This is a genomic window from Nonomuraea sp. NPDC059023 (assembly GCF_042740095.1).
Classification (GTDB): Bacteria; Actinomycetota; Actinomycetes; order Streptosporangiales; family Streptosporangiaceae; genus Nonomuraea.
Genome location: NZ_JBHYIO010000026.1, coordinates 170348 through 180478, shown reverse-complemented (window position 1 = coordinate 180478; position 10131 = coordinate 170348). Strand labels below are relative to the sequence as shown.

Genomic DNA, 10131 nt, shown 5'->3' with positions numbered 1-10131 from the left:
GTCAACGGCCCCGAGTTCCTGCCCGGCGCCGACCAGCTGATGGACGCCATGCAGGCGCGGCTGCTGCGCGTCGACAGGGGCGATGAGGTGAGCGATTGGAGCACCGCGCCCGTGACAGCGAGCTTCGACTCGGGAACGAGGTCCGACCCCGACGACCGGACCGGCTGATCGCTACCTCACCGGCATGTCGGCGCGGCCGAGCACGAGATCACCTCGGCTGCGCCAGGGGTTCACACGCCTAACTTGTTGTTCATCGTCCGGACTGTTGGAGTGCCGCGAGGGTGCGGGGCTCTCAAGACTGCCTGGTCGTCGGCCACCAGCACCTTGACCACAGCGGCAACCTCGCCGTCACCCGGAAACCACGCACCGGGCTCGGCCCCGAAGGCATCCGGTGGCTCTTGCCCAGTGAGGTTGACCGCGGCCAAGGTCTGCGCCGGCATCGACCTCCCCGACCCGCTGCCAGACGTCGGTGAAGAACGCTTCGTTTGAGGCCCAGCCTCGTGAGGCACCTCGGATCAAGTTCCGGCCACGGGGTCCTCTGGCGGTTCAGTGTTCCTGGTGTGAATCGCAAGACCGCCGCCGTTGGCGGGCCGGAACCCCAGTCTATGGAGCCCGGGATCGTCGACCGCGGTGACCAGGCGCAGACCGCCGACCTCGGCTATCTCGCAGACCACGACACGAACCAGCGCGTCGCGCACCTCTGATGGGACACCGGGCCGGATGTGCACCAGGTCGAGACGGGCGATGGTGCGTCGCTTGTCCTCCCAGGACGCGGCTGCCTGACGGCGTAAGGCTCCCGCGGGCGTTGTCGACGCGGGCATGAAGCCAGCAGGCAAGCCTGGCCTCGACGATCAGTCGTCTGGGTATGATGACATCCATCCCCTCCTGGGGCAGCCAGGAGCCGGCCTCGGTCAGAGCCTGGGCAACCGGCAGCGATCCCAGGTCCGGGACGGCGAAATGCCCAGCATCGTCGAGTGCAACCGAACCGATGTAGACGTTGTTCTGGGCACGCAATTCCCTGAACCTCCCTGCTTCGTGGCGCCAGAGGCGTTCCCCCCGTGAACGCGCATCGGCGCCTGGGGTCATGGTGCGGCCCGCCGTACCTCCTGGAGACGCAGCGCGAGCTGGGTGCGATCGCGAAGATGGTACTTGCGGAGCAGGCTGGTGACGTGGTTCTTCACCGTTCCCTCAGTGAGGAGCAACCGGGCGGCGATCTCTTTGTTCGTGGCTCCGGTCGAGATCAATTCGGCCACCTGGACCTCTCGCGCCGACAGTCGCTCATCGTCTGCCAGCGCGCCGGGCGGCACCGGTGCCGCCGAGCGGCGGATTTCGGTGACCAGCCGGGCGGCTATGGGGGAGGCCAGCACGGTCTCGCCGCGGCCGACTCGCCGGATGGCATCGACCAGTTCCTCCGGCGTGCAGTCCTTGAGCAGGTAGCCGACGGCACCACCCCGCAACGCCCCGAAGATGTACCCGTCCTCGTCGAACGTGCTGAGCACGAGCGCGGCAACCGCCGGATATCGTGCCGACAAGAGGGTGATCAGCTCGACGCCGTTCATCCCGGGCATCCTGGCGTCCACAAGCGCCACGTCCGGATGACATTGCCCGGCCGTACGCAGAGCCTCCTCACCGTCCGCGGCCTCGCCGACGACCTCGATGCTGTCCTCGATGTCCAGCATCTTCCGCAGGCCCTGGCGGATCAGCTCCTGGTCGTCGGCCAGCAGTACCCGGATCGTGCTCACAGCGCCGCCCCCGCGCCGGCGGGCAGTTCCGCCCGTACCTCGAACCCACCACCGGGACGATCACCCGTGGTCAGCGTGCCGCCCACCGCCCGGGTGCGTTCGGCGAGCGAGTGCAGGCCGAACCCACCCCGCGCCCGGCGGTCGCGGCCCCTGCCGTCGTCGGCCACCGTCAGTACGACCCGGTCATCGCGGAAGGCGAGGATGCCCTGTACCTGGCGGGCATCTGCGTGCCGGACGGCGTTGGCGAGGCCCTCTTGCAGGACCCGATACAGGACGAGTTCGATGTCGGGATCCAGCGGTAGCTCGCCGCCCTCGACTTCGAAGGAGACCTCGAGCCCCGTGCCGTCGAACGACGCCGCCAGCTGTTGCAGGGCCGCGCTGCCGACGTGCCCGTCGAGCGCGAGCGGGCGCAGCGCCCGGACCCAGCGGCGGGCGTCCGTCAGCGCGTGCTTCGTGAGGTCCTTCGCCTGACGCACCTCCTCCCAGGCGGCGTCGGGACGCCGGGAGCGGAACCGTTCCGCGTTTTCCAGGCCCATTTTGATCACCGTTAAGTGATGGCCGACGGAATCGTGCATCTCCGCGCCCATCCGGGCTCGTTCCTGCGCGATCGTCAGCTCCCTGACCCGGGCCAGCAGCCGCTGCGCATCCTCACGTCTGCGCCGAGCCTCCAGCACAGCCGACGTCATGCCCAGGACGAAGACGGCGAACACGATGATCGGCACGGTCTGCGTCACGGCGTCCCGGACGCTGCCTCCGAACACCGTCATGACCGAGACGAACGCACCACAGCACATGCAGCCGACGATCACAGCGGCCGTCCGCATGCCGTGCACGAACGCCACGTTCGCGAAGGCTATGAGCGTGAGCAGCAGGTGGATCCCGTCCGCGCCGACCGGCCCCAACGTCAACGTCGCCGTCAGGAACACCACCGCCGCCGACCCTCGCCACCCACCGGTGCGATGCCACGGCAGCACCAGCCACAGGGCGGTCACCAGCGACAGGTTGACGCTGAACGCCAGGATCTGGCCGCTTGAGGAGTCGGACATGTCGAAACCGGCCGCGTATGCGACGGCGGTGGCGGCGAGCACCACCCAGAACACGAAACTCAACAGCGGCGGCGGACCGGTGTCACGCAGCCCGACCATGGCTGACGGTTGATGAGGACTCGGTACGAGACGGCGCAGCACGGTCCGACCTTAGTTTCTCCCGCGGCCGGTGTGATCCTCCCTGAGAACCCATGACCAACGTCATGATCGGCTCCTCCCTGGAACCGATGCCCGGCGACGGCCGGCTTCCTAGCATGGCGGTCCATGAAGGCCACCCACCCCGTCTGGGCTGTGCTGATCACGGTCGTTGCCACGTTCGTGCAGCTGATCGTCGGCACGGCTCCCGTTGCGCTGCTCGTCGATCCCGAGGATGTCCTCTACCGGCCGCTCGGCATGATCGGCATCACACTGGCCTCGCTCGGACTGGTTTATCTCATCCGCCGCTTCCTCGGCCGCCAATCGTGGCAAGGCGTGGGTCTCACGCTCTCCTGGCGGGTCGCGCCTCAGTTACTGCTGGGTACGGCGGTGGCCGCGGGCGCGGTGAGCACCGCCAACGCGTTGTCGGTGGCGCTCGGCGTGGCCGCCTGGGATGGCGAGAACACGATTGCGGCACAGCTGCCGTACCTGCCGCTCTCGATTGCCTTCGCCCTGCTCAGCCAGGCATTCCCGGAAGAACTGCTGTGGCGTGGTCATCTCTTCGACACACTTTCCGGCCAGTTGTCCTCGCGAACGGTGCTCATCGTGGTGTCGGTGGGCTTCGGCGTGCTGCACATCATCTCCTACAGCCCGGCCGACACGCCTGTCGAGCGTGTGCTCTATGTGTTGCTGGCGACTGCGCTCGGTTTCGCCTGCGCGGCCGCGCGAGTCCGTACGCAAACGCTGTGGATGGCGGTGGGCGTGCACCTCGGTTTCCATCTCGGCGAGATGCTGACACCCACTCACGACATCCGCTACGACGCTCAACTGATCATCTTGACCGGCGTGCTCTCCTTGGCCGGGCTGCTCATCTTGGTCGCCCGCCGGAGATGACGCCATGTGGCGGATCGGGAAAACTGGCACACATGGTCGGCGTCTCCGAACGCACGTTGCGCCACTACGCGAAATCGGCCTGCTCGTTCCCGCCCGGCACCGACCAGGGCGTCCACGCCCCAGCCGCCGACCCCGGTAGCGGAGCAGCCAGACGAGCTGGGTGACGTCGGCGGCTTCGAGCATGCGATTCAGGCTGCTTCGACGAGGTATGCCACACCGTCAGGTACGGCCTGCAGGGCTGAAGTCGGTGCAGGCGCGGTTGGACGAGGACGAACTGCACACCTTCACCCAGATCTTCTTGCCCTCGGTGTAGTTCTGCTTGTACTTCCCTTCGCCGGTGAAGACCGCGGTCCCGCTCCCGGCAACCTTCACGTAGGCGACAGGCGCCTTGCCGCCGTTGTCGAACACCTCGACGACGTCACCCTCGTCGGTGTACCGGACTCCGGCGACCAGGTTGGACGCGCGCTCACAGGACTGCCTGCAGATCCACGCCTCCGTCTGGCCGGAGCCGTAGCTCGCCGAGCAGACCCAGTTGGGCTTGGACGGATAGCACTTGTTCGGGTCGGCCTGGGCCGCCCCGCTGCCGCCGATCAGCATCGCGGCCCCCATGAGGGTTCCTGCGCAGATCGCGGCGAGCTTCTTGATCATCTGATCTCCCCATACATCCGGCTTGAGCGATGAACATGGGGAGTCTAGGGAAACCGGCTTTCGATCCCCTTTACCGCCGCACAGACCAAGGTGCCGTGATCACCACATGGCGTGGAAGCGGTGCACGGGACCAAGCTCGCAGTACCTACCGCATGCCCTGCCTCCGGCAGACGCGGTGATCGTCGCTCCTGCCACCTTCACACGATCACCGACCGGGCCAACGGCATCTCCGACATCTTGGCTGTCGGACTGCTCCGCGAAGTCATGGGCTTCGACATGCCGATCCTGGCACTCCCGATGCTCAAGACCGCGCTCGCCCATCCAGCACAATCTGCAGGTCCTCGGGAGATGAGCGTCCGGAAGTGGGGGCAAAGGTCTTTGCAACATGATTCCGGCCCGTGATCGGCATCGGGCCAAGCCGAGCGATCAGGGGCCAGATGTCGCAGGTCTACGCGTCGCCGGTGGTCAGACCGATGCCCGTGGGTGCACAGTGGCCATGATGCCGCAAGTCACACGGTGACCAGCTTCACCGATTTCCCGCATAGTTTGCTCATGTCATCGACGTCCGATGTGAGCATGACGGCTGGCTTTACGGCATTCAAGGCCGTAGCGGCAACCACGGCATCGATGGCGTACTTATGGCCGTGCATCCGAGACGCACGAAGCAACTCGATCGCGATCAGGCTGATCTCCTCGCTTACAGGCTCCACTCGGAGCCGCGACAGATACCAGCGGAGGCGATCCGTCTTGGCTTTCACGTGCTGGGCCTCCACGGGGGTCAACGCACTGACCACCACTCGGAAGTCGTTCCCCTGCGCCTCCCTGACATACGCGGTGACCTGCGGATCAGCCTGACACCACTTCGACAGCCCCTCGCAATCCAGAACCAGCGTCCCGGCACTCAACCGGCTTCGTGTGCGCGCCATTCGCCGCCCTCCCGGAGTTCGGGCGCGGACTTCACTTCGCGGAACAGGGCGGCCGCCTCGTCACGCATCACCTGCGGGATCGGCTCTGCTGCCTCCTCATTCGCCTGTAGCGCTTCTTCCAGGAGGTCGCGCTCGATCTGACGCTCAACAGCGGCGTCAACGTAGGCCGAGAACCCCCGAGAACCCACTCGTTCCTTGACCGCCCGAATGTTGCCCGCCCTCAGCGACACGCTCACCTTTGCGGCGGGCCCTTCTCCAGGGTGATATTTCTGTTCTGGCATACCTCAAGTTTACTACTCGAAGTAGCAATACCACTAGGTGCTGTCGCCGGGTGTCGTGAGTCCCGTTGGGCAGGACCACTCAGACGGGTCACCCAGCTTGACATTGGTACTGCCGTTCGGGACCTTGAACTAGGGCCTGTCCCGTGATCATGTGATCGGACAGTCAGACCTTAAGGGGTTGGGGGACACGGGGCCGAGAAACTGCGAACGTGCGCGGATGCTAGTTTCCTTCCCCGTGATGGAACATCAGGACGACACCAGGGCGGCCTACGACGGGGTCGTCGAGCTGTATGCGTCGATGTTTGCTAATCAGTTGGAGACGCAGCCGTTCTCGCGGAACATGATCGGTACCTTCGCTGAGCTGGTGCGCGGGACGGGGAACCTGCGGGCAGTCGACGTCGGGTGCGGGCCTGGACATCTGACGGCCATGCTGCACGATCTGGGGCTGGACGCCTTCGGGCTCGACCTCTCCCCGGGCATGGTCGACCACGCCCGGCGGGCCCATCCGGCGCTGCGGTTTGATGAGGCGCGGATGGAGGCCCTGCCGGTCGAGGACGGCGCGCTCGGCGGCGTGCTGGCCCACTACTCGATGATCCACACCCCTCCTGGGGATTTGCCCGCGCTGCTCGCCGAGCAGGTGCGTGTGCTGGCACCGGGCGGCCTGCTCCTGGTCTCGTTCTTCGCGACCGACGGATCGGAGCCGGTCCGCTTCGACCACAAGGTGACGCCCGCCTATAGCTGGCCAGCGGACCGGTTCGTCGAGTTGCTGGCCGGGGCCGGGCTCGTCCCGTTCGCCCGGCTGCTCCACGACCCGGCCTCAGAGCGGGGCTTCCTCGACGCCCACTTGCTGGCCCGCCTCCCCTAGATCGTGCCCGTGGCCTTTGGGGGCGTTTTGGTGTAGATCATCCATGTGGATGGGGAACGTCTGAAGCGTCATGATCTGACGGATGCGGAGTGGCTGCTGTTGGAGCCGCTGCTGCCGTCGCAGACCGTGCATGGAGCTCGGTGGAGTGATCATCGGACGGTGATGAACGGGATCTTCCATCGGACGCGTACGGCCACGCCGTGGCGTGACCTGCCGCCCTGTTATGGCAGGTGGAAGACGGTCTACAATCGGCATCGCCGGTGGTCGCTGGATGGGACGTGGGAGCGGATCCTGGACGGGCTGCGGGCGGGCTGCGACGAGGTCGAGGGCGAGGATTGAACGGTCAGCGCGGACTCGACTGTGGTCCGCGCGCACCAGCACGCGGCCGGGGCACGGCACGCTCCGGCCGTCGACCTGCCTTCAAAGGGGCTTGCAAAGATCACGAGGTGACGTCGGCGGGTCGGGAGGCCCTGGGACGGTCACGGGGCGGGTTGTCCACGAAGATTCATCTGGTGGCCGATCGGCGGTGCCGACCGATCAGCCGGATCCTCACCCCGGGCCAGCACGCGGACTGCCCGAAGTTCATCCCGCTGCTGAAGTCCATCCGCATCCCGCGCCGTGGCCCTGGACGACCCCGCAACCGGCCGGCCAGGGCGATGGCCGACAAGGCCTACTCCTCTCGCACCAACCGCCGCTACCTGCGCAAACGCAACATCAAGGCCGTCATCCCGATGAAGAAGGACCAGGCCGCCAACCGCACGAGACTCGGCTCCAAAAGCGGCAGGCCCCCGGACTTCGACCGGGAGGCCTACAAAGAACGCAACACCGTCGAGCGCTGCGTGAACAAACTCCGCCAGCATCGTGCCGTGGCCACTCGCTACGACAAACGACAACGCATCTACCAGGGCACCATCGACGTCGCCTCGATCCGCATCTGGCTCCGCGACCCCGTCACATGATCACGGGACACGGCCTAGTACTTCGCTTCGGGCAGTAGATGCACGACCTAATGAGGCTTGGACCGGTACTCAGCCCACGTGTCGACCGCCTCTTGAAGGTCAAGAGCGGCAACGTCCTCACGCGCCATCCCGACCGTGGAGATCAACCGGTCCGCGAGCCAATCCGGAACCGGTTCCCTAGGAGGTGCTTTCTCCACTCGAATGTGATCAGCCAACGTGCCGAGGCGTTCGATCACCTGGCCGAGCCGGATGATCTCGGGGCGGCCTGCACCCGCCTCGCGGACCCTCGCCGTCGCCTCCGCGTACACTTCCGCGTCGGCACGTTCACCGACAGCCCACACCTCACAGATCTCCACCGACTTGTCCTTGGTGATGCGGTAGACGACACGCCAGGTGTTGCGACCGACCACCAGCTTCCGGAAACCGGTCAGTTCCCCGCCAAGCGGGTAACCAGCTTCAGGGTTGTCCAGAAGGAGAAGGATCGTCTTGAGTATCTTGGGCACCGCGTCTGGGCCCATTCGCCGGAGGTCGTCGACTGCCGGCGCCGTGAAGACGACGTCGGACACAATTCACTCATCGTCCGGGAGCGCGGACAGCGACTCGCGAGTATGCCCGAAAGCGGCCAGCACCTCATCGAGCGAGGCCCGCTCCCCCGTGTCGGTGGCCGATCGGGCGAGCACAAGCGCAAGATCCCGCAAATCGGCCGCTGCTTCCTCCAACTCATTGAGTCGGCGAATGCTCACCACGGCCGCCACTGGCTGATGCCGACGGGTGACCACCAGATCGGCCCCGTGCTCCGCATCAGCCACCAGGCGGGCAACGCCTCGCTGGGCCGCCTCTGTGACACTCAGCTCAGTAGCGTCGCGCAGAACAGTCATGCATCAACTGTACATCTTTCTATACAGAACCGCAGGCTCTTGCCTGAGCATCGCCTCACGCGTCGCCGGACGTCAGACCCACCGGACACGCGACTCCGGTTCCGCCGATGCCGCAGTAGCCGTTCGGGACCTTGAACAAGTACTGCTGGTGATAGTCCTCGGCAAAGAAGAACTCTGGGGCCGGGGCGATCTCTGTGGTGATCTCGTCGTAGCCGGATGCCTTCAGGACGGCCTGGTAGGCGTCTCGGGATGCCAGAGCGGACTTCTCCTGCTCGGGCGAGTGGTAGTAGATCGCCGATCGGTACTGGGTGCCGACGTCGTTGCCCTGGCGCATGCCCTGGGTCGGGTCGTGGTTTTCCCAGAAGAGCTTGAGCAGTTCCTCGTACGACACCTTGGCCGGGTCGTACACCACGCGGACCGCCTCCGTGTGGCCGGTGGCGCCGGTGCAGACCTCTTCGTAGGTGGGGTTCTCGGTGTAGCCGCCCTGGTAGCCGACCGCGGTCGTGTACACGCCTTCGGTCTGCCAGAACTTGCGCTCGGCGCCCCAGAAACAGCCGAGGCCGAAGTCGGCGATCTCCAGCCCCTCCGGGTACGGCGGAGCCAGCGGAGCATCGAGTACGGCGTGCCGCGAGGGCACCGGGATCCGGGTGGAGCGCCCCGGCAGGGCCTCCTCCTGACGGACCATCGATGTCTTGTTGCCGAACAGCCAACCCATGGTGCACCTCCTGGTTTCCACCCTACAGACCGGAACACAGGTGCAAACCGTTAAGACAACCTAAATAATCCCACATAGTAGTACGCGTTTGTGTTTAAGCATGTAATGTCCGAAAATGGGCTACATGCCTGACGAGAAGCGTGGTGTGTTGTTCGGGGTCGCGGCCTACGCGATGTGGGGACTGTTCCCCCTCTACTGGCCGCTGCTCAAGCCCTCGGGGGCGCTTGAGATCCTCGCCCACCGCATGGCGTGGTCGTTGGTGGCCGTGGTCGTCATCCTCGCGGTCAGGCGGCACTGGTCGTGGTTCAGGGAGTTGCTGAAGCAGCCCAGGAAGCTCGTCCTGCTGGCCCTGGCCGCCGTGATCATCACGGTCAACTGGGGCACCTACATCTACGCGGTCAACACCGGCCACGTCGTCGAGGCGGCCTTGGGGTACTTCATCAACCCGCTGGTCAGCGTGTTGTTCGGTGTGCTGCTGCTGCGCGAACGGCTGCGGCCGCTGCAGTGGGCGGCGGTGGGGTTCGGCATGCTGGCGGTGGTCGTGCTCACCCTCGACTACGGCCGGTTGCCGTGGATCGCGCTCACGCTGGCCGTCAGCTTCGGTGTGTACGGGCTGGTCAAGAAGCAGGCCAACGTCGGCGCCGCCGAGAGCCTCACCGTCGAGACCCTGGTCCTGCTCACGCCCGCCCTCGGCTACCTCGTCTTCCTGGAGGCCTCGGGCCAGGCCACCTTCGGCCACACCAACCCCGGCCACGCGCTCCTGCTCGCCGGGGCGGGGCTGATCACCGCGATTCCGCTGATGTTCTTCACCGCCTCGGCCATCAGGGTGCCGCTGAGCACGATCGGCGTCCTGCAGTACATCGCCCCGATCCTGCAGTTCCTGTGCGGCGTGCTGATCGTCAAGGAGACCATGCCGCCGAGCCGTTGGATCGGCTTCTCGATCGTGTGGCTGGCCCTGTCGGTCTTCACCTACGACAGCATCAGCGCCGCGCGGGCCAACCGGAAGCGGGCCGCCGCCGAGCTGGTCAAGACTGCGGCCTGA

At 66.1% G+C, this 10131-nt stretch carries 12 protein-coding genes and 1 pseudogene; 5 read left to right on the top strand and 8 right to left on the bottom strand.

Features of this window, described 5'->3' with window-relative positions:
* Positions 1-560 precede the first annotated feature (560 nt).
* Positions 561-704 (top strand): hypothetical protein, encoded by a 144-nt coding sequence (locus ACFWYW_RS37160; protein ID WP_379625327.1) that lies wholly within the window; start codon positions 561-563, stop codon positions 702-704.
* A 378-nt stretch (positions 705-1082) separates the two neighbouring features.
* On the opposite strand, the gene ACFWYW_RS37155 is transcribed toward ACFWYW_RS37160, so the two are convergent.
* Both ACFWYW_RS37155 and ACFWYW_RS37150 read right to left on the bottom strand, forming a co-directional pair.
* Positions 1083-1742 carry a response regulator gene (locus tag ACFWYW_RS37155; RefSeq protein WP_379625325.1) on the bottom strand — a complete coding sequence of 220 codons (660 nt, stop codon included), beginning with the start codon at positions 1740-1742 and terminating at the stop codon, positions 1083-1085.
* On the bottom strand, positions 1739-2887 hold the full coding sequence (locus tag ACFWYW_RS37150; protein ID WP_379625323.1) for a sensor histidine kinase: 1149 nt from the start codon (positions 2885-2887) through the stop codon (positions 1739-1741). Before ACFWYW_RS37150 ends, ACFWYW_RS37155 begins: the two co-directional genes overlap by 4 nt.
* Before the next feature lie 165 nt (positions 2888-3052).
* Between ACFWYW_RS37150 and ACFWYW_RS37145 the strand changes: the two genes are divergently transcribed.
* Positions 3053-3817, top strand: a complete 765-nt coding sequence (locus ACFWYW_RS37145) for a CPBP family intramembrane glutamic endopeptidase (RefSeq protein ID WP_379625321.1) — start codon at positions 3053-3055, stop codon at positions 3815-3817.
* A gap of 219 nt (positions 3818-4036) precedes the next feature.
* Here ACFWYW_RS37145 and ACFWYW_RS37140 read toward each other — a convergent pair whose 3' ends face one another.
* The 3 genes from ACFWYW_RS37140 to ACFWYW_RS37130 all read right to left on the bottom strand — a co-directional run bounded on the left by ACFWYW_RS37140 (position 4037) and on the right by ACFWYW_RS37130 (position 5672).
* A complete protein-coding gene (locus ACFWYW_RS37140; RefSeq protein WP_379625319.1) occupies positions 4037-4465 on the bottom strand; it encodes a hypothetical protein in 429 nt (142 codons plus the stop codon).
* Positions 4466-4974: 509 nt separating this feature from the next.
* On the bottom strand, positions 4975-5391 hold the full coding sequence (locus ACFWYW_RS37135) for a type II toxin-antitoxin system VapC family toxin (protein WP_379625317.1): 417 nt from the start codon (positions 5389-5391) through the stop codon (positions 4975-4977).
* Positions 5367-5672 carry a hypothetical protein gene (locus ACFWYW_RS37130; RefSeq protein ID WP_379625315.1) on the bottom strand — a complete coding sequence of 102 codons (306 nt, stop codon included), beginning with the start codon at positions 5670-5672 and terminating at the stop codon, positions 5367-5369. The genes ACFWYW_RS37135 and ACFWYW_RS37130 overlap by 25 nt, the downstream gene beginning before the upstream one ends.
* A 235-nt stretch (positions 5673-5907) precedes the next feature.
* On the opposite strand from ACFWYW_RS37130, the gene ACFWYW_RS37125 reads away from it, so the two are divergent.
* Together ACFWYW_RS37125 and ACFWYW_RS37120 are read left to right on the top strand one after the other, a co-directional pair.
* Positions 5908-6537, top strand: coding sequence for a class I SAM-dependent DNA methyltransferase (locus ACFWYW_RS37125; protein ID WP_379625313.1), 630 nt, complete (start codon positions 5908-5910; stop codon positions 6535-6537).
* 60 nt (positions 6538-6597) lie between these two features.
* Positions 6598-7496, top strand: a pseudogene (locus ACFWYW_RS37120) (IS5 family transposase).
* Between the two features lie 47 nt (positions 7497-7543).
* On the opposite strand, the gene ACFWYW_RS37115 reads toward ACFWYW_RS37120, so the two are convergent.
* The 3 genes from ACFWYW_RS37115 to msrA are packed head-to-tail and all read right to left on the bottom strand — an operon-like array spanning position 7544 to position 9089.
* A complete protein-coding gene (locus ACFWYW_RS37115; protein WP_379625311.1) occupies positions 7544-8062 on the bottom strand; it encodes a type II toxin-antitoxin system RelE/ParE family toxin in 519 nt (172 codons plus the stop codon).
* Between the two features lie 3 nt (positions 8063-8065).
* Positions 8066-8374: a type II toxin-antitoxin system prevent-host-death family antitoxin gene (locus ACFWYW_RS37110; RefSeq protein ID WP_379625309.1), complete on the bottom strand. Its 309-nt coding sequence runs from the start codon at positions 8372-8374 to the stop codon at positions 8066-8068.
* Positions 8375-8429: 55 nt separating this feature from the next.
* On the bottom strand, positions 8430-9089 hold the full coding sequence (gene msrA, locus ACFWYW_RS37105) for a peptide-methionine (S)-S-oxide reductase MsrA (protein ID WP_379625307.1): 660 nt from the start codon (positions 9087-9089) through the stop codon (positions 8430-8432).
* A 124-nt stretch (positions 9090-9213) separates the two neighbouring features.
* Between msrA and rarD the strand changes: the two genes are divergently transcribed.
* Entirely contained in the window at positions 9214-10131 is a 918-nt protein-coding gene (gene rarD / locus ACFWYW_RS37100; protein ID WP_379625305.1) for an EamA family transporter RarD, read from the top strand.

Coding starts and splice junctions, on each gene's coding strand:
- ACFWYW_RS37150 (WP_379625323.1), bottom strand. CDS start 2,887: ATGGTCGGGCTGCGTGACACCGGTCCGCCGCCGCTGTTGAGTTTCGTG.
- ACFWYW_RS37145 (WP_379625321.1), top strand. CDS start 3,053: ATGAAGGCCACCCACCCCGTCTGGGCTGTGCTGATCACGGTCGTTGCC.
- ACFWYW_RS37140 (WP_379625319.1), bottom strand. CDS start 4,465: ATGATCAAGAAGCTCGCCGCGATCTGCGCAGGAACCCTCATGGGGGCC.
- ACFWYW_RS37135 (WP_379625317.1), bottom strand. CDS start 5,391: ATGGCGCGCACACGAAGCCGGTTGAGTGCCGGGACGCTGGTTCTGGAT.
- ACFWYW_RS37130 (WP_379625315.1), bottom strand. CDS start 5,672: ATGCCAGAACAGAAATATCACCCTGGAGAAGGGCCCGCCGCAAAGGTG.
- ACFWYW_RS37110 (WP_379625309.1), bottom strand. CDS start 8,374: ATGACTGTTCTGCGCGACGCTACTGAGCTGAGTGTCACAGAGGCGGCC.
- msrA (WP_379625307.1), bottom strand. CDS start 9,089: ATGGGTTGGCTGTTCGGCAACAAGACATCGATGGTCCGTCAGGAGGAG.
- rarD (WP_379625305.1), top strand. CDS start 9,214: ATGCCTGACGAGAAGCGTGGTGTGTTGTTCGGGGTCGCGGCCTACGCG.